18 protein-coding genes are annotated in these 18,894 nt (G+C 52.1%); 7 read left to right on the top strand and 11 right to left on the bottom strand.

From position 1 onward, the window contains the following. Positions 1 to 138: 138 nt before the first annotated feature. The 4 genes from D568_RS0108415 to D568_RS0108400 are packed head-to-tail and all read left to right on the top strand — an operon-like array spanning position 139 to position 2,535. The gene (locus D568_RS0108415; protein ID WP_020209153.1) at positions 139 to 444 is read left to right on the top strand and encodes an ArsR/SmtB family transcription factor; all 306 of its coding nucleotides are present in this window, start codon (positions 139 to 141) and stop codon (positions 442 to 444) included. 22 nt (positions 445 to 466) lie between these two features. Further along, positions 467 to 1,003, top strand: coding sequence for a rhodanese-like domain-containing protein (locus D568_RS0108410; protein WP_020209152.1), 537 nt, complete (start codon positions 467 to 469; stop codon positions 1,001 to 1,003). Between the two features lies 1 nt (position 1,004). Beyond that, complete coding sequence (locus tag D568_RS0108405) at positions 1,005 to 1,823, top strand: sulfite exporter TauE/SafE family protein (protein ID WP_020209151.1); 819 nt, start codon at positions 1,005 to 1,007, stop codon at positions 1,821 to 1,823. 10 nt (positions 1,824 to 1,833) lie between these two features. Next, positions 1,834 to 2,535, top strand: coding sequence for an MBL fold metallo-hydrolase (locus D568_RS0108400; protein ID WP_020209150.1), 702 nt, complete (start codon positions 1,834 to 1,836; stop codon positions 2,533 to 2,535). A gap of 187 nt (positions 2,536 to 2,722) precedes the next feature. Here D568_RS0108400 and D568_RS0108395 read toward each other — a convergent pair whose 3' ends face one another. Both D568_RS0108395 and D568_RS0108390 read right to left on the bottom strand, forming a co-directional pair. Continuing rightward, positions 2,723 to 4,552, bottom strand: coding sequence for a glycoside hydrolase family 9 protein (locus D568_RS0108395; RefSeq protein WP_020209149.1), 1,830 nt, complete (start codon positions 4,550 to 4,552; stop codon positions 2,723 to 2,725). A 209-nt stretch (positions 4,553 to 4,761) separates the two neighbouring features. Next, positions 4,762 to 5,181, bottom strand: a complete 420-nt coding sequence (locus D568_RS0108390; protein ID WP_020209148.1) for an OsmC family protein — start codon at positions 5,179 to 5,181, stop codon at positions 4,762 to 4,764. A gap of 240 nt (positions 5,182 to 5,421) precedes the next feature. Here D568_RS0108390 and crp point away from each other — a divergent pair, with 240 nt between their 5' ends. Beyond that, the gene (gene crp / locus D568_RS0108385) at positions 5,422 to 6,057 is read left to right on the top strand and encodes a cAMP-activated global transcriptional regulator CRP (RefSeq protein ID WP_020209147.1); all 636 of its coding nucleotides are present in this window, start codon (positions 5,422 to 5,424) and stop codon (positions 6,055 to 6,057) included. A gap of 213 nt (positions 6,058 to 6,270) precedes the next feature. Here crp and D568_RS0108380 read toward each other — a convergent pair whose 3' ends face one another. From D568_RS0108380 to grpE, 6 genes are all read right to left on the bottom strand, one after another. Further along, the gene (locus D568_RS0108380; protein ID WP_020209146.1) at positions 6,271 to 7,503 is read right to left on the bottom strand and encodes an MFS transporter; all 1,233 of its coding nucleotides are present in this window, start codon (positions 7,501 to 7,503) and stop codon (positions 6,271 to 6,273) included. Positions 7,504 to 7,574: 71 nt separating this feature from the next. Continuing rightward, positions 7,575 to 8,720 carry a Gfo/Idh/MocA family protein gene (locus D568_RS0108375; protein WP_020209145.1) on the bottom strand — a complete coding sequence of 382 codons (1,146 nt, stop codon included), beginning with the start codon at positions 8,718 to 8,720 and terminating at the stop codon, positions 7,575 to 7,577. Further along, positions 8,720 to 9,781, bottom strand: coding sequence for a sugar phosphate isomerase/epimerase family protein (locus tag D568_RS0108370; protein WP_020209144.1), 1,062 nt, complete (start codon positions 9,779 to 9,781; stop codon positions 8,720 to 8,722). The genes D568_RS0108375 and D568_RS0108370 overlap by 1 nt, the downstream gene beginning before the upstream one ends. 345 nt (positions 9,782 to 10,126) lie before the next feature. After that, on the bottom strand, positions 10,127 to 11,269 hold the full coding sequence (dnaJ, locus tag D568_RS0108365; RefSeq protein WP_020209143.1) for a molecular chaperone DnaJ: 1,143 nt from the start codon (positions 11,267 to 11,269) through the stop codon (positions 10,127 to 10,129). A gap of 121 nt (positions 11,270 to 11,390) precedes the next feature. Next, a complete protein-coding gene (gene dnaK / locus D568_RS0108360) occupies positions 11,391 to 13,313 on the bottom strand; it encodes a molecular chaperone DnaK (RefSeq protein ID WP_020209142.1) in 1,923 nt (640 codons plus the stop codon). Between the two features lie 188 nt (positions 13,314 to 13,501). Beyond that, positions 13,502 to 14,056 (bottom strand): nucleotide exchange factor GrpE, encoded by a 555-nt coding sequence (gene grpE, locus D568_RS0108355; protein WP_020209141.1) that lies wholly within the window; start codon positions 14,054 to 14,056, stop codon positions 13,502 to 13,504. 150 nt (positions 14,057 to 14,206) lie between these two features. Here grpE and recN point away from each other — a divergent pair, with 150 nt between their 5' ends. After that, a complete protein-coding gene (recN, locus tag D568_RS0108350; RefSeq protein ID WP_020209140.1) occupies positions 14,207 to 15,880 on the top strand; it encodes a DNA repair protein RecN in 1,674 nt (557 codons plus the stop codon). A gap of 35 nt (positions 15,881 to 15,915) precedes the next feature. On the opposite strand, the gene fur is transcribed toward recN, so the two are convergent. After that, positions 15,916 to 16,323, bottom strand: a complete 408-nt coding sequence (gene fur, locus D568_RS0108345) for a ferric iron uptake transcriptional regulator (protein WP_020209139.1) — start codon at positions 16,321 to 16,323, stop codon at positions 15,916 to 15,918. A 79-nt stretch (positions 16,324 to 16,402) separates the two neighbouring features. Between fur and D568_RS19755 the strand changes: the two genes are divergently transcribed. Beyond that, a complete protein-coding gene (locus tag D568_RS19755) occupies positions 16,403 to 16,804 on the top strand; it encodes an outer membrane protein assembly factor BamE (RefSeq protein WP_020209138.1) in 402 nt (133 codons plus the stop codon). Between the two features lie 25 nt (positions 16,805 to 16,829). Here the strand turns inward: D568_RS19755 and D568_RS0108335 are convergent, their stop codons facing one another. Both D568_RS0108335 and D568_RS0108330 read right to left on the bottom strand, forming a co-directional pair. Then, on the bottom strand, positions 16,830 to 18,470 hold the full coding sequence (locus tag D568_RS0108335) for a diguanylate cyclase (RefSeq protein WP_020209137.1): 1,641 nt from the start codon (positions 18,468 to 18,470) through the stop codon (positions 16,830 to 16,832). Positions 18,471 to 18,490: 20 nt separating this feature from the next. Next, positions 18,491 to 18,886, bottom strand: a complete 396-nt coding sequence (locus tag D568_RS0108330) for a response regulator (protein ID WP_020209136.1) — start codon at positions 18,884 to 18,886, stop codon at positions 18,491 to 18,493. Positions 18,887 to 18,894 lie beyond the last annotated feature (8 nt).

Here is an 18,894-nt window from a genome sequence, read left to right as displayed (position 1 = left end):
AACTGCGCGCATTGTACCTTAACTGGCTGCCGACTCGTGAGACGGGATAAAAACTTCCATTATTATATTATATTTATCTAATTTAGATATTGCTATTTTAGATATTTCTAATATTATTAAAAACACGGAGGGACAAACATGAGCCAATCCATGACACCCGAACAATTACAGGCCAACGCTACTCAGGCGGCGGGCTTTTTGAAAATGCTCGCCAATGAAAAGCGCCTGATGATTTTGTGCGCCCTGATTAACGGCGAACTAAGCGTAAGCGATTTAAACCAGCAGGTGCCCTTGTCGCAATCGGCCCTGTCGCAACATTTAGCCGCCCTGCGCGAGGCCGAGCTGGTCAGCACCCGGCGCGATTCGCAGAAAATTTACTACCGCTTAAACGGCGATGCCGCGGTGCGGATTATTGAAGTATTACAGAGTATTTATTGCCCTTAATGTATCAAACGGGAGCATAACCATGAGCCACAAAACCGCAACCACGCAAGAGTTTTTAAACCAACACCCGGACTGTTGTGTGGTGGATGTACGCACCCCGGCCGAAACCGCTAACGCCCATGTACCCGGCAGTATTTTTATTCCGGTGCAGGAGATTACCGCCGAGCGGGTAAAGGCTGAAATGGCCGCAAAAGGCCAGCAAGGCAAGCCTATTTATTTGATGTGCCAGAGCGGCAAACGCGCCGAAATGGCGGCGAATAATCTGGCCGGGAAAGTGGACGAGCCGCTGATTATTGTCACCGGTGGAGTCAACGCCCTAAGCCAGCACGACAATGCCCCGCTGCAAAAAGGCGACAGCAATGTGATTTCGCTGGAGCGTCAGGTGCGCATTGCCGCCGGCAGCTTGGTATTAGTAGGCGTTATTTTAGGCGCGCTGCTTAACCCCATGTTTTACGCCCTGTCCGGCTTTGTAGGCGCGGGCCTGGTGTTTGCCGGGGTGACCGACACCTGCGCCATGGGTATGTTGCTGGCGCGCATGAGCTGGAACCAGCGGGGGTAATGTGGAGCTTTTCATCACCCCGGCGATTGGCGTTGTCATCGGTCTGGTACTGGGCCTGACCGGTGCGGGCGGCTCGGTCTTTGCCGTGCCCCTGCTGATTATTCTGCTGCAACTGCCCATGCAACAGGCCTCGGGCATGGCGCTCGCTGCTGTGGCTACCAGCGCTTTATACGGCAGTTTGCGCAACCGGGGAAGTCACCAGATTTTATGGATACCGGCACTGGCTTTAGGAGCAGGTGGTGTTATTAGCGCGCCCCTTGGGCAGTGGCTCGCACAACAAATTCCTGAGCTATGGTTGCTGCTTGGGTTTAACGGGCTTGCCATCATCATCGCAGCGCGTATGTACGTCAGCGCAATCCGAGCGCCTCAAGACGCTCGCGTAGTGCGCGTCAACCCCGGTGTATATTCGCTTCAGGCTCCCCTGTGCCGTTTAAGCCCCTCCGGGCAGTTTCAGCTACGCCCACGCTGTATAGCGGGCATGGCCATCGGGGGTTTAACCGTCGGCCTTTTGTCGGGGTTATTCGGAGTGGGCGGCGGTTTTTTAATCGTACCTTTATTACTGTTTTTAAGTCGTATTGGTATGAGTCAAGCTGTCGCAACATCGCTGATTATTATTGCGGTAATCAGTAGTGCAGGCTTTATCAGTTACTGGCAAATGGGCGGCACTGTGGATACCGGCACACTGGCAAACATTGCCGCAGGCGGTATTGCCGGCATGGTATTAGGCCAGTGGATCAACGGCAAAATTGACCATGTACGCAAACAAAAAATATTTGCCGTATCGCTGGTGGCTATCTCTATTGTGAGTTTATTTTCGTGAGGATATACAGATGATTTTTAGACAATTGTTCGACAAAATATCCAGCACTTACACCTATTTAATAGCCGATAACGGCCAAGCGGTTTTGATTGATCCGGTGGTAGACAATACCGACAGCTATATTACGCTGTTAAAAGAACTGGATTTGACATTGGTGCTGGCCATCGACACCCACACCCACGCCGACCATATTACCGCGCTGGGAAAATTGCGGGAGCTAACCGGCTGTGATACCCGAGTGGGCGAGCAGTCTAAAGCCGACTGCGCCAATGGCACTTACCGCGATGGCGATACCTTAAGCGTGGGTAATCTGACGCTTAAAACCCTATACACACCGGGCCACACCGACGACTCTTACACGTTTATGCTGGAGCACGACGGCGAAACCTATGTGTTTACCGGCGATACTCTGTTAATTCGCGGTACCGGTCGCACGGATTTTCAAAACGGCAACGCGCGGGATCAATACCAGAGCTTGTTCAGCAATTTACTCAAGCTGCCTGCCAACACCTGGGTTTACCCAGGCCACGACTACAAAGGCTGGATTGTTAGCACCATTGGCGAAGAAAGCGCTCATAACCCGCGCCTGCAAGTGAAAGACGTGGAAGAGTATGTGGACTTAATGAACTCGCTGGATTTACCCAACCCCAAAATGATGGACGTGGCTGTGCCGGCGAATCAGGCGTGCGGGAAAATGGTGTCGGACGCCTAGCGCCTGATACCCGGTGCAGAACAAAATTGTTTTAATTTTACTTCCGTGAGTATCAACTTTATTGTTAGCGCATTAAGCATAAGCACATAATAAAAAAGGGGCGAACCATTAGGCTCGCCCCTTTTTACATTCTGCGCTCAGCATTACGCATTGCGCGATTATCATTAATCGTCAGACGCAGCTTCCCTTACTCCCCGTAATACGCATCCAACGCACCGCTGACGTACACCAAAGGTGCGTTCCAGTTGATGGTCACTTCGTTCGTGGAATAGCTGCACCAGTGATCCAGATACGCGCGGGCTTTTGCTTCATCGCCCACCGGATAATTTTCAGCACCACAATCATCTTGCGCGTTAGTCGTAGGGCCGCCCACTAAAAATCCGGGCACGGGGTCAACAATACCGTCCGCCTCTGACTGACGGTGGTGAATATGCATAGGTGGCTTGGCGCCAAAACCCGTCACATAACTGTAGTCTGTTGGGTTGCGACCCAGGGTGTAATCCAACAGCGCTTGTGCTGCATTGATGTAATGTTCACTGCCCGTTAAACGATAACCTTGGAGTAGCATCATCGCTTTATTTAACGCGCCGCCGTTACTGCCCCAATACATGTCGCCGTTGCTTAGCGCCACACCGTAAGCCGATGCCTCGGTTTCTTCGACAAGAGTGTCTGCAAAGTTTTTAATACCGGATTCAATTAAGGACACATCAGCGGCCTGGGTTAAATTGTCGCGATGATGAGCCAGAGACATCCAAGTTAACGCGCTGGTGTTCGACCAACCGGGGTTGCTGATACCTTGCGCGGGCAAATTGAGTGCGGTGTAGTATTCGTCGTTACCGGTGGTGATATAAAGCTCGGCGGCCGCCCAGGCGAACTCGTCATTAAAGCTGCCATCGCCGTAGGCGCCGGTACTGACATCACTGGGTTGATTATAAGGAACATTACTGTTGGCCTGGGCCCACTGCCACGCCGACTCAGCGGCGGCCAACATTTCATCGGCCAAACCCGAATAAACGTCTTCATGCTCAGCGACAACACGACTGGCGGTTGCCATCACGGCGGCAAAGTTTAAGGTGGCGGCAGTGCCCTTTTGCACCACATAACGCTGCGCCGTGCCCTCGGCGGGCATCACCGCACCGGCAAAGTTTTTGGTGGTGAGCTTGTGATACACGCCACCGTCATGCGGGTCTTGCATATCCAGCATCCACTCCAAATTCCACATCGCTTCGTCCAACAAATCGGGAATGGCGTTTGTGCTTTCCGGAATATTTAAATTCTGCCCGGCGTAGTAATCACCGTAGTGCTCAAGGGCCGCGAGCAAGGTGTAGGTGGATATGCCCGAGTTCACAATGTACTTACCAAAGTCGCCAGCGTCATACCAACCTTTGGGAGCACTGATAGCCGTGCCCGCAGGTCTGGCATCACTTGCAGCAGACTCGTGCACCAACACATGGGTATCCGGATGCCCCGCCGCTCGGGCCCAATCGCCCGCGTGCTCAGGCAGCAACTCGGTACTGGCGCGGTTGTAGTAATAGGCTTTGATGGCGGCAGCGTTCAGTGCCGCATAAGGTGCATCGCCAATCACAAAAGGCCCTGAATCGGCCACACCTTCGGCCTGCAACCGATAAGTGCCCGGCTCAGATAACTCGCTGAAGTTTGCTAACGATACGCTTTGATTCGCGGGCGCCCAGTGCTTTGCTTCGCTCAAATCTCCGGTAAAAACCACGGTGTTATCGGCTGTATTAACCACCTGGTAACTGCCCTCTGCCCCGTTAGGAACGGCGGCAACCTTGGTCGCGGCCGGAGCAAAACCCAACTGATTAAGCTTTATTTGTGCTGCATCGGCAGCATTGCTTGAGCTGCTTGACTCACTGGTCGCGGAGCTAACACTGGAACTGCTGCTGGAGCTTGGACTGGATGGGGAAGTAGGTGAACTGCTGCCCCCGCTGCTACCGCAGGCGCTTAATACGAATGCGCTGCAAAAAGCCACGGCGGCTTTCAGGTTTATTGTTTTCATGGGCTCTTCCTCTTTGTGTTTTTATTTTGGCGCGCACGAGTGTAGCGCGAAATAAAGAAGAGCTGGATTAGAGAACGCAAAGATTAGTTAAGTCACAAGCAGTTCAGATATTGATCTGCTCAGAGAGGCCACAGCTTTCCTTGAATAAGACATGGCACCGGCCGGCTGTCTCACGCCAATCAGAGACAGCCCTACTTACTTTATATCCGCTACTGCGAAACGATTTCGAAGTCGTGGCTGATTTCCACACCCGCGCCCTCTAACATAATGGACGCTGAGCAATATTTAGTCGCCGACAACTCTACGGCACGGGCGACTTGCTTTTCTTTTAGTGCTTCGCCACTCACGACAAAATGAAGATGAATTTTGGTAAAAACGGCAGGCACCGCATCGGCACGCTCGGCTGTAATTTCTACCCTGCAGTCGCTAACCTTTTGACGAGTTTTTTTCAAAATGCTGATCACGTCAAAGTTAGAACAACCACCCAGCCCCAACAACAGCATTTCCATGGGCCGAACACCGGTATTTCGCCCGCCGTGATCTTCCGGGCCGTCCATCACAACACTGTGACCACTACCGGATTCGCCTAAAAACTGAGCACCATCTACCCACTTTACGGTTGCTTGCATGTTTGCCTCTCAATAATGAACCTGCTTAAAGCGGCGCAAAGACTACCATAAAAGCACCGTTTCGGCTTACTGGCGCACAACTCTTCTTTAATTAGGAAGTAAAAAAGAACGATCTATATCTATCGGTAATAACCAAGTCACAAAGACGTCAGTCATGTTATGGTGGTGTTTGGCACTTCCAACAAATCCCGGCATAATGAGCCGCCTTACACTGAATAACTTTTTGCCAGGAGCCGCACTTTGGTCGCAGTCTCACTAACACCGCATATCAATAACGTAGATGAGTTTCTAAACCACTGCCATCGTCGCCGCTACCCCGCTAAAAGCACGCTAATTTACGCAGGGGACAAAAGTGACTCTCTTTATTACATCGTTAAAGGGTCGGTAACCGTACTGATTGAAGACGATGAAGGCCGAGAAATGATTGTTGCCTACCTGAACGACGGCGACTTTTTCGGCGAAATGGGCCTGTTTGACACTCAGGACTCACGCAGCGCCTGGATACGCGCCAAGTCCGAATGTGAAGTGGCCGAAATCAGCTACACCAAATTTCAGGAGCTTACCGACGAGCACCCGGAGTTCCTCTTCGCGCTCAGCTCACAAATGGCTCGCCGCCTGCGCAAAACCACCCGCAAAGTGGGCGATTTAGCCTTTTTGGACGTAACTGGCCGCGTTGCACGTACTCTGCTGGATTTGTGTAAAGAGCCGGATGCCATGACCCACCCGGACGGTATGCAAATTAAAATTACCCGCCAGGAAATCGGCCGCATTGTAGGCTGTTCTCGTGAGATGGTAGGCCGGGTACTTAAAACCCTGGAAGAACAGGGTTTGGTGGATGTAAAGGGTAAAACCATGGTGGTTTACGGCACCCGCTAAGTCGATCTGACATCGGACCACTACTGAAAAGCCCTGCTTTATGAGCAGGGCTTTTTTGTGGCTGAATACTCGAGCAGGCTCGGTTAACCACTCTGCTGCCAATTTAAGCTTACACGCGCACAACAAAAAAGGGTGAACCGACCGGCTCACCCTTTTTTGGGTTTTCTTGGCGGGCCTTTAATGTCAAACCACTAACATCAGAGGCCGCTGATCTTAATCCGCCAACGGCTCGGCTTTGATCTCGCCGCGTACCAGCTTTTTGCGAATAATAAACAAGAAAGTAAACGCAACAATCAGCGCCGCCGGAAACAGGGCCATGCTTTCCAAAGTCGCTACACCTGCGGCCAGCTCAGCCTCGGCGCCCACTTTACCTGCTGCCAGAGCCTCTTCTTTGGCACTGTCCAGCCAGCCACCGATAATCGGGTTCCAGATACTCACCGAGAACATACCCGCACCGCCGATCAGTGACATACCTAACGCACCGGTTTTGGGTAAATACTCGCTGACAAAACCAATCATAGTGGGCCAGAAATACATTACGCCCAAAGCGAACAAAATGGCCGCCACATAAATCATAGGGCCGGTGGCAAAGCTCATGGTGTAAACACCAATGGTTGCTACCACCGAAGAGGCCAATAGCACCCCAGCAGGGTTAAGCGCCTCAACCACCGGGCCAGCGAAATAACGGCCCACAGCCATCAAGCCCGTTACCATGGCCAAAATCACCATGGGGTGAACGCCCGAGCTACCCAGGGTTTTCTCTACCCATTGCTGCGGGCCAAACTCTGAAATAGCGGTGACGGTCATGCAGATCATCATGAAAATAAACAGCGGTGAAGCCAGCGCTTTAACGTTGTTAAGCGTGGAGGTTTCGGTGTGATCCAGCGATGGGAAAGCCTCTACAAATACCAGGTAACCGTAGATAGCCGTAGGAAGCAACATAACGCCGATCTGCCACTGCCAGCCTAAGCCGAACACATCGCCCATTACCAGCGAGGTTAATGCCCCGATTACGATGCCACCTGGAAACCACACATGGAATTTGTTCAGCATCACCGTTTTCTTGTCGTGATAGAGCTCGGCAATCAGAGGATTACACGCCGCCTCAACAGAACCATTGGCAAAGCCGATAAAGAAACTGGACAAGATGAGCGTCCAGAAGCCAGAGGCTGTCATGGTCATTACCAAGCCGAGCGCATGACAAATAAACGCGATAGCCAATAATTTTTTGGGACCTAAGAAGTTATAAATCAGGCCACCAAACATCATCGCTACCGGGAAACCTAAAAAGGCCACCCCGTTAATCCAACCAAGCTGAGTGTTATTAAGCTGAAAGTCTTCCCCTAAATGAGTCAAGATACCCGCGCGAATAGCGAAGGTCATGGCAGTTACGATCAGCGCCACACAACTGGCGGTGAATATTCTTGAACGATGGACTTCGGTCATAGTTTTAGCCCTATGGTTATTGTTATGAAAACCGGGCGTAATGCCCGGCCGTATCATCTAGTAATAAATTGCTACAGTTCAGTCCAGCGACTGTCCGCTTCAGACGAAGCCAGTACTGCCGTAATAAACTTCAAGCCTTCCACGCCGGTTTCGATACCGGGAATCCAGCTTTCGATATCCACGGTTTTACCCTCGCGCTTAGCCTGTAAAACATCTGCCACATCCTTATAGATGGTGGCAAAGGCTTCCAAGTAACCCTCGGGGTGACCAAAAGGAATTCGAATACCGCGCACAGCAAATTCACTGTCCCAGTAGTCGTCGCGACGGGTAATGCGCTGCTGTGGAGCGCCCAGCGGGGTAAACCACATTTCGTTAGGGTTCTCCTGCGACCAGGAGAGGCCCGCTTTGTCCCCGTAAAGACGAATTCGCAAGCCATTTTCACAGCCGGGGGCCACCTGGCTGGACCACAGCATACCCTTGGCGCCGCCTTCAAAACGCATCATCACATGAACGTTATCGTCCACCGGACGACCGGGAACAAACGCGGTTAAATCAGCGCACACCGAGGCTACTTTTTGCCCGGAAATAAAGCGCGCCAACTGGAATGCGTGTGTACCAATATCACCCAGACAACCCGCAGCGCCAGAGCGCGCTGGGTCGGTGCGCCAAGAGGCTTGTTTATTGTCCGAATCCTGCTGCTCGGTCAACCACTCTTGCGGATACTCAACCTGGACGATACGAATATTACCCAGGTCGCCGCGTTCCACCATTTCACGGGCGTAACGCACCAGCGGGTAACCACTGTAATTGTGAGTTAAAGCAAAGAACGCATCGGAGTTATTGACCAGCTGCTCAAGCTCCAGCGCCTCTTCCAAGGTGCGAGTGACAGGCTTGTCGCAAATAACGTTAATGCCAGCTTCGAGTGCGGCCTTCGCAACCGGAAAATGCATGTGGTTCGGGGTAACGATGGCAACAGCCTCGATACCATCTTCGCGCGCCGCCTCCGCTTTAAACATCTCTGCATAAGAGCTGTATGAGCGATCCGGTGCAATCAGTAAATCTTCAGCAGAGGCTTTGGCGTTTTCCGGGTTAGAGGAAAGCGCACCTGCGACTAACTCGTACTTGTCGTCAATACGCGAGGCAATGCGGTGTACGCCGCCGATAAACGCGCCGCGCCCACCGCCGACCATGCCTAAACGAATACGTGGTGCTGCCATTATTTGCCTCCCAAGCCAAGAATTCGGCGGTTGCTGGCTTCGTCCGCTTCGCCGCCGGCAAAATCGTCAAACGCTTTTTCAGTAATACGGATGATGTGATCCGACACAAAGCGCGAACCCTCTTCAGCGCCCGCCTCTGGGTGCTTCATGCAGCACTCCCACTCAATCACCGCCCAGCCGTCATAATCGTACTGAGTGAGCTTCGAGAAAATGCCTTTAAAGTCCACCTGACCGTCGCCCAGCGAGCGGAAGCGGCCAGCGCGCTCTACCCAGCCCTCGTAACCGCCATACACGCCCTGCTGGGCCGTGGGGTTAAACTCGGCGTCTTTAACGTGGAACATTTTAATGCGCTCGTGATAGCGATCGATAAACGCCAGGTAATCCAACTGCTGCAGAATAAAGTGACTGGGATCGTACAGAATATTAGCGCGCGGATGGTTGTCCACTTCTTTCAAGAAGCGCTCAAAGGTCACGCCATCGTGCAGGTCTTCACCCGGGTGCAGCTCGTAGCACACATCCACACCGGCCTCATCAAACGCATCCAGAATCGGCTTCCAGCGCTTCGCAAGCTCGGCAAACCCAGTTTCAACCAGGCCCTGAGGGCGCTGCGGCCAAGGGTAAACAAACGGCCACAGCAGGGCACCAGAGAAGGTTGCATGCGCCGTTAGGCCGAAGTTTTTACTCGCTTTGGCGGCAAGATACATTTGCTCGACGGCCCATTTCTGGCGCTCATCGGGTTTGCCGTGTAAATGTTCGGGGGCAAAGATATCGAACATTTCGTCGTAGGCGGGATGTACCGCCACCAATTGACCCTGCAAGTGGGTCGATAACTCGGTCAACTCCAAGCCATATTTGGCGAGAGTGTCAGTTACCTCTTTGCAGTAATCCAGGTCGTCGGCAGCGCGCTCCAGATCAAACAAGCGCTTGTCCCACGAGGGCATTTGGATACCTTTAAAGCCAAGGCTACCAGCCCATTTGGCTATGCTATCCAGGGAATTAAACGGTGGCTCATCTCCGGCAAATTGCGCCAAGAACAGCGCGGGGCCTTTGATCATCTTCATTGTTATTCTCCATTGGGTCCGGCCGAGTTCTCATTGAGAAACGGCGTGCTAATGAAAGGTTTTATATTTAATCGTTTTTTTATATGCAGTTAATGTAACGCGTTTAATAGGCGAAGCCAAGTTCGCGAAAACGCAGGGAGTATAGCAAGTAGTCAAATAAACCCCATCCCCCTTTAGGCCAGACTTGGCAGAAGTTGGCACTTCTTTACAGTGTGACGCATTATAAGCCAGATACGCGGGGGTCGACCTGACCTTAACACCTTCAAAGGTCGGGCTCTGCCCCATAAAAAAACCCCGACGCCATGAGTGCGTCGGGGTTTTAAGGGGTGATCTTTCAAGGGGAGTTTAAATTTTCATATCCCCAAAGAAATTCTTCATACCGTCAAACCAGCTTTTTTGGCGTGGAGAGTTTTTACCCTCTTTCATGGTATCGGCAAATTGCTGCAATAAATCTTTCTGCTTGCCGGTGAGATTGACCGGGGTTTCCAGCACTACTCGGCACATCAAATCCCCCGCAGCGCCGCCGCGAACCGGGGTGACGCCCTTACCGCGCAAGCGAAAGAGCTTACCGGTTTGAGTTTCAGCGGGCACTTTTAATTTCACCCGACCATCCAGTGTGGGCACTTCAATTTCGCCACCCAAGGTCGCCTGTACAAAGTCAATGGGCACTTCGCAGTACAAATCGCGGCCATCACGGGTAAAAATTTCGTGCTCTTTGACATTGATTTGTACGTAAAGGTCACCAGCAGGGCCACCTTCCATACCCGCTTCGCCCTCGCCAGACAGACGAATACGATCACCGGTGTCTACACCCGGTGGTACTTTCACCGACAGCGTTTTGGTCTCTTCTACCCGCCCCTGGCCGTGGCAGCTGTCGCAGGGGTCTGAAATAACGGTACCCCGTCCATGACAACTCGGACAGGTTTGCTGCACCGAGAAAAAGCCCTGCTGCATACGCACCTGGCCCACGCCGCCACATGTGGAACACGCCATGGGCTTGCTACCGGGCTTGGCACCGGAACCATCGCACTTTTTACAGGCAGCCAGCGTAGGCACTTTAATTTGTACCTGTGAGCCACGCACGGCGTCTTCCAGTGATAAATCGAGGGTGTAACGCAAATCCGAGCCACGCGATGGGCCGCCGCGGCGACCACGGCCGCCACCGGCTGCACCGCCAAAAATATCGCCAAACACATCGCCAAAAATATCGCTGAAATTACCAAAGCCGCCCGCTCCGGCGCCGCCGCCCATGCCGCTTTGACCGTCCACGCCAGCGTGACCAAACTGATCGTAAGCAGCGCGCTTTTGATCATCTGACAGAATCTCATAGGCCTCACTGGCCTCTTTGAACTTGTCTTCAGATTCTTTATCGCCCGGGTTGCGGTCCGGGTGGTGTTTCATAGCGACCCGGCGGTAGGCTTTTTTAAGCTCCTGCGCCGAGACGTCTTTTGACACCCCCAGTACTTCGTAATAATCGCGTTTTGCCATGTGTTTGTGTTTCCTCAAAACTGTTTGCCTGAACAACAAATGCGGGCTAAGGGTATCCCCGCCCGCATTCGCTGAGAGTTTGCGGCCGACAAGTGCCGACCATCAGTCGTTAAAGGGACGCTTACTTCTTCTCGTCGTCTTTAACTTCTTCAAACTCGGCATCAACTACGCCGTCATCAGCTTCTTGCTGGGGTTCGGCTTGTTGCTCACCACCGGCTTGCTGCTGTTGTTCGGCGTACATTTTCTGCGCCAGTGAACCGGAAGCTTCGGTCAGCTTGGTGGTCGCCGCTTCCATCGCGTCTACCTCGTCACCTTTCACCGCTTCTTCGGCTTCAGCAATTGCCGCTTCGATGGCTGATTTCTCTTCATCAGTGGCTTTATCGCCCGCTTCCTTCAGGGTTTTTTGCGTCGCCGCAATCAAACCGTCCAGTGAGTTGCGAGCCGTCACCAGCTTCTCGAACTTCTTGTCCGCTTCAGCATTGGCTTCGGCGTCTTTTACCATTTGATCAATTTCGTCGTCCGACAAACCAGAAGACGCTTTAATCACAATGGACTGCTCTTTACCGGTGGCCTTGTCTTTCGCGCTTACGTTCAAAATACCGTTGGCGTCGATATCGAAGGTCACTTCAATTTGCGGCATACCGCGCGGTGCGGGCGGAATGTCTGCCAGATCAAAACGACCCAGCGATTTGTTTTGCGTAGCCTGCTTACGCTCACCCTGCACCACGTGAATGGTTACCGCAGTCTGGTTGTCTTCGGCGGTTGAGAACACCTGCGACTTTTTGGTCGGGATGGTGGTGTTTTTCTCAATCAGCGGCGTCGCTACGCCACCCATGGTTTCAATACCCAAAGTCAGCGGGGTCACATCCAGCAACAGTACGTCTTTAACGTCACCGGCCAGTACCGCACCCTGAATGGCAGCACCCATGGCAACCGCTTCATCGGGGTTTACGTCTTTACGTGGGTCTTTGCCGAAGAAATCCGCAACGGCTTTTTGCACCATTGGCATACGGGTCTGACCGCCCACCAAAATCACATCGCTGATGTCGTTAACCGAGACACCGGCGTCTTTAATCGCCATTTTTACTGGCTCCAGCGAGCGAGTTACCAGCTCCTCAACCAGAGACTCCAGCTTGGCGCGCGACAGTTTAACCACCAAGTGCTTAGGACCAGTGTTATCGGCCGTGATATACGGCAGGTTCACTTCGGTTTGCTGGCTGGAAGACAGCTCGATCTTGGCTTTTTCCGCGGCTTCTTTTAAGCGCTGCAGAGCCAGAGGATCATTGTGCAGGTCAATGCCCTGCTCTTTTTTGAACTCATCGGCCAGGTAGTCGATCAGACGCAGGTCAAAGTCTTCACCACCCAGGAAGGTGTCACCATTGGTGGACAACACTTCAAACTGGTGCTCGCCGTCAACATCGGCAATTTCGATAATTGAAATATCGAAAGTACCACCACCTAAGTCGTACACGGCAATGGTGCGGTCGCCTTTTTTCTGGTCCATACCATAGGCCAGTGCTGCTGCAGTCGGCTCGTTAATGATGCGTTTAACATCAAGACCTGCAATTTTACCGGCGTCTTTGGTGGCCTGACGCTGAGAATCGTTAAAGTAAGCCGGAACCGTAATTACCGCTTCGGTAACCGCTTCACCCAGGTAATCCTCGGCGGTTTTTTTCATTTTCTTCAAAACTTCGGCAGAGATTTGTGGCGGTGCTTTTTTGTCACCCTTAACCTCTACCCAGGCATCGCCGTTGTCAGCTTCAACGATGGAATAAGGCACCATCTTGATGTCTTTTTGCACCACATCGTCTTTGAACTTACGGCCGATCAAACGCTTAACGGCGTAGAGCGTATTGGACGGGTTGGTTACCGCCTGACGCTTCGCACTCTGGCCCACCAAAATTTCGTCATCGTTGGTAAAGGCAACGATGGACGGGGTGGTACGATCGCCTTCCGAGTTTTCGATAACCTTGGCTTTATCGCCTTCTAGTACCGCTACGCACGAGTTGGTTGTACCCAAGTCAATGCCAATAATCTTACCCATAAATATCAGTCTCCTAATGTTGCTGCTGAGCGCGACTGGTTTTACCTGCTTAAAACCGCGACCTATGGGGCGCTCAACCTATGTTCAAATCGTTGCCGTAAAACGGCTGTTCAGTCGTTAATGCCTATATGGGAACCGGGTGCTGCTTTTCAAGGCCCGGCAAGGCAAAAACCTTACAAAATGTGTGCTTAAGCTTTGGCAACCACCACCATCGCCGGGCGAACCAGTCGGCCGTGCAGGGTGTAACCCTTTTGGAACACATCAATCACCGTGTTCGGCTCCACATCCGGGTTTTCAATCATGGACATGGCCTGATGCAATTCTGGGTTAAAGGGCTCACCCACAGGGTTCACCGGCTCTACTTTGTGCTTAACCAAAGTGTCGATAAACGACTTCAGGGTCAGCTCAATACCTTCGATGATCGCTTTGTTAGCGTCATCGTCAGCGTTGATGCTGGCCATCGCGCGCTCCAGGTTGTCGACCACTGGCAGTAAATCTCCCACCAGTTTCTCCTGACCAAACTTATGGGCTTTCTCCACGTCAGCCTCAGCACGGCGACGCACGTTTTGCAGCTCGGCCTGAGCGCGAAGTGTTTGCTCTTTGGCACCGGCCAGCGCTACGGTCAGCTCTTCAATCTGAGCGTTTTGACCAGAAATCTCGACATCAACCGCTTCCTCTTGGGCGGACTGCTGTGCTTGTTCGGCTTCGGTTTCCACGTGTTCGTTGTGTTCTTGCTCTGTCACCTTGACTGCCTCTTACAGATTGGAAATTATCAGCGATATGCGGGAGTTGGGGATAAGCTGCCGCTTTTCAAGGGGCTGACGTCATTCTCTGGCAACAGCCGAAAAAATACTGTATAAATAACCAGAAAAGAGCCTCAGGCGGAGCAACTTATGCTGACCCATTTAAGCGTGCAGAATTTCACCCTGGTTGAGCGCCTCGACCTGGACTTTAAATCTGGCATGACGGTGATCACCGGTGAAACAGGCGCGGGGAAATCGGTACTTTTAGAGGCCTTGGGGCAAACCCTCGGGGACAGGGCCGATGCCAGCCGCGTGCGCCACGGCGCCAAGCGCGCCGATATCAGTGCCACCTTTGATGTAGCAAGCATCAAACGAGCCCAAATCTGGCTGGATGAGCAAGACCTGCAGCAGGAAGAAGCGCCCCATGAGTGCCTGCTAAGGCGTACCCTCACCGCTGAAGGACGCTCAAAAGCCTATATCAACGGCCACCCCGCTACGCTTGCGCAGCTCAAGGCTTTGGGCGAGATGCTGATGGACATCCACAGCCAGCACGAGCACCAGTCGCTACTGGTGAAAGATAACCACCGCCGCCTGCTGGACGAATACGCTGGCCTCAGCGCCTTGGCTCTGGAGGTTAAAGAAGCCTTCAAGACCTGGAAGAACCGAAGAGACTGGCTTGAAGAGCGCCGCGCCAACGCCGATGAACTGACCGAGCGCTACCAGCTTATCTCTTATCAGGTAGAAGAGCTCGACCAGCTGGACTTACAGCCAAACGAATTAGAAAGCCTTGAACAAGAACAGCGCACCCTCGCCGACGCAGAGAACCTGTTGCTGGCCGCCAGTCAATTGTGCGATCTGGGGAGCGACGACGAGATGGGTCTGCAGCAGGGCATTCATCGTGCGCTGCAGTTACTGCGCAATTTGAGCGATAAGCCCCCACTGCTGCAAGACGCCGAACAAATGCTGGCCGAGGCGCAAATTCAGATTGACGAAGCACTGCGCAGCGCCGAGCAGTTTTCCGATGGTTTTAACTTAGACCCAGAGCGCTTAAAGCAGGTGGATGAGCGGCTGTCGGCCATTTATGACATCGCTCGCAAGCACCGAGTCACACCCCAAGAGCTACCCACTATTCATCAAGCACTGGCCGAGGAAGCAGCTGAGCTGGGCGGTGGCGACGAACAGTTAGAGCAACTACAGCGGGAGGTGGACGCGCTTGAACAAACCTTTCGCCAGCTGGGTCAAAAGCTCAGCCAGGCCCGCAGCAAAGCAGGTCTCGCGCTGGCCAAAAAGGTCAATACTCACCTGAAACAGCTGGCCATGGAGCACGCCGTGCTCACCGTTCAATTAACAGATCGAAATGAACGCCCTGCCCCACACGGGCTGGAGGATATCGAACTACTTATCAGTACCAATCCGGGTCAACCGCCAGCGGCTTTGGCCAAAGTGGCATCGGGTGGCGAATTGTCACGCGTCAGCCTTGCCATTCAAGTGGTCGCAGCCGAACACAGTGCTATCCCCAGCCTGGTGTTTGATGAGGTGGACGTCGGTATCGGTGGGGCTACAGCCGACACGGTGGGCAAGCTGCTGCGTCAACTCGCTACGCGTGGACAAATTCTCTGTGTAACACACTTGGCCCAAGTTGCCAGCAAAGGACACCAGCACCTTAAAGTATCGAAAGTCAGCTCCACGAAAAAAGCGCAAACCAGCCTTACAGAGCTTACTGGTGATGCAAAAATTGAAGAACTGGCAAGAATGCTAGGGGGGGCGGAGTTAACAGCAGAATCAAAAGCTCACGCGGAGCAGATGCTGGACAGAGCCGGCTAGAATGCCCGCGCTGCCCACCGAGAGAGAATTGGAGGTTAAGCCTTGGGTTTTACGTAAAGCACCAGGGAGTGATCTTCCAATGTGTAGCCATGCTCGGCTGCAATTTTTTTCTGCAACAGCTCAATTTCTTCATTATGGAACTCAATCACTTTGCCTGTATCCAAGCACACCATGTGATCGTGGTGCTCACCGCGTGCGATCTCAAAGACTGAGTGACCCCCGTCGAAATTATGGCGAACAACCAGGCCCGCAGTCTCAAACTGGGTTAACACCCGGTAAACTGTTGCCAGACCTACGTCGTCACCGGCTTCCATCAGCGCCTTATAGACATCTTCAGCGCTCATGTGATGGTCTTCTGAAGACTCCAGCATTTGCAGGATCTTCACCCGTGGCAAGGTGACTTTGAGACCCGCCTTGCGTAATTCTTGGTTTTCGTCGGCCATTTTTTCGTCCAAACTCTTCTCAGTGTTTAACGTGATCAGGTATTATCGCCCATTCATTTTAGCAAGTGGAACCCCTGTAATGAAAATAATCAAAACGCCCCTGTTGGTCGTGTGTAGTCTGTTTTTGCTGGCGGGGTGTCAGTATTTTCAGTTTCCCGGCGTTCACAAAATCAATATTCAGCAAGGTCACATCATTACCGAAGAAATGATCGGCCAACTAGAACCAGGCATGAATAAGCGCCAAGTGCGCTACATTCTGGGAACCCCGCTGATTGACGATGTTTTTAACGATGACCGCTGGGACTACTATTACAGCCTCAAAATGGGTGATGGTCGTTTTTTTAAACGTTCAATGACCGTGTATTTCGATGGCGACACTTACACTCATTACGAAGGCGAAAACCTACCCAAAACAAAAAGCGAAGAAGAATTACCGGAAAACGATTTAGAGCCCGAAACCCCACTACCCACCAATAATTAAAAGGGGGGTAATCCTTCTACTACGCTCAGTCCGCTGCGACAACCCTGTCGCGGCCACTGTTTTTGGCCTGATATAGCGCTTTGTCCGCACGGACCAACATATCCTCGTCGTTATTACCCGTACTGGTGCAAACCCCCGCGCTCAACGTCACACTGAAATTTTCACTCTCAGCGCTAAAATTTAAAGCTGCGAACTTTTTACGCACATCATTTAGCAGTAACTGAGCTGCCTGGGTGTCGCAATCGGGCAAAATTGCCACAAACTCCTCCCCCCCGTAACGTCCAACACTGTCGGTGCGACGCAGCCTCTGACGCAGTAAATGAGCTAACGCGCGAATTACTTTATCGCCCACTGCATGCCCATAGGTATCATTCACCCGCTTGAAATGATCCAAATCAATCATGGCGAGACTAACGGACTTGTTCTCTCGAATAGCACGCTGCAGCTCAAGACCTGCCACCTCTTTTATTCGGCTGTGTTTAAGTAAACCTGTCAGACTATCTCGATCAATGGCATCACTCAGTTGACGTACCCTGGCGGCTCGCACCGTCACCGAACTTACCAGTCGCAAATCAGAGATCGGTTTAGCGAGAAAATCCTCTCCACCGTTACGAATGGCATTCAGTTGACGCTGCTCATCTTGTTCCGAGGACAAATAAGCTATGGCAACACGCAACCACTCGGGCTTCAGCCTTATCAATTGTGCCAATTCATAACCGCGACAACCGGGTAGATTTAAATCCAACAGTACAACTTCTGGATGAAATTCACGCATTACATCCAATACTTCACGTGGATCACTGATCGCTTTTACGATGATACCTGCACCTTGAAGCACAAGCTCATAATGACGTGCCAACAGTGCATCATCATCTACAATCAACACCCTATAAGGGGCTGAGCTTTGCATATTAAGGTGGGACTCCAAACAATCGACGATAGCAGGAACATCCAGAGGCTTTGTAAAATAACCAATGGCTCCTGCCCTTACCGCAGCCAAATGAGCATCAAAATCGGTTCGACTGGTAATAACAATAGTAGGAGGAAACTCCTCATCCGAGTTGTTGCGCAATTGAGCCACCACATCAGGACCTAAACGATCATCGCCTGCCAGCCAAACATCAACAATCAAAAAATCCGGTCGCCGCTCTGCATAAGCTTGCTCCAATTGACGCAGTTGTGAAAAGTGCCGGACGTTGTAGCCAAAGCTTTCCAAAGCAGTAGCCAACTCTTGGGCTAACGCTTGGTCGTCCTCGACCAAATAAACCAAATTGTCCTGAGGTAGCAAGGCAGTCGCGAGAGGCAAGGATTTTCTAACGGCGTTTTTAAGTGGTGCGTCTATTTGCGTGACAAGCTGGGCTATATGAGCAATCAGCTTTTCAACAGCCTCAGAGCTTGGGGGCTGAGCCTGCTGTTGCCAGCTTTGCAACTGCAATTCGAGCTTGCGCGCCTGTTTGCTGAACTCCACCAATCCAAAACTGCCTGCGGAGCCCGAAAGCTTGTGCAGTTGTTGATATAAATCGATGACAACCTCAGGTGAATATTCGTCGTGCAGCTGCAAAGCTTGCCGGTGTAGCTCTTTAAGATGTGGTGGTAACCTTGCCCTATACTCTTGCCGTAATTTATCAAGCTTTTCTGCAATAGAGACTTTTTTATCGGATTCCACGCACTACCTCATTCAATTTTTTACTGTGCCCGACTCCAGATCTGCTGGATTTGACTGGCCAAACTCAAAGGGTCAAAAGGTTTAGCAATTACATCAACCGCACCTAACGCTAAATATTCGGCCGTTTCACTGGGCTGAACTTTAGCTGTCATAAAAACAGCCGGCACTTCTGCAACTCCCGGGATATCTCGCAGCTTTTGCAGAGTTTCAGGACCATCCATCCCAGGCATCATAACATCAAGCAGCAGCAAGTCAGGAGTCCGCTCTCTGGCAGCGGCCAGAGCTTCTGTGCCACTGGCACAGCTGATTAAGCTATACCCTCCGATTTCTTGCAACGCAAGCTCAGCAATAGCGCGAATATCCGGTTCATCTTCAACATACAGGATACTGTGTAATTGTCGCTCTTTATTTTCCATTCTATTCA

Origin of the sequence: Gilvimarinus chinensis DSM 19667 (assembly GCF_000377745.1) — a bacterium.
GTDB classification, from domain to species: Bacteria; Pseudomonadota; Gammaproteobacteria; order Pseudomonadales; family Cellvibrionaceae; genus Gilvimarinus; species Gilvimarinus chinensis.
This window is presented reverse-complemented; position numbering and strand designations above follow the sequence as displayed.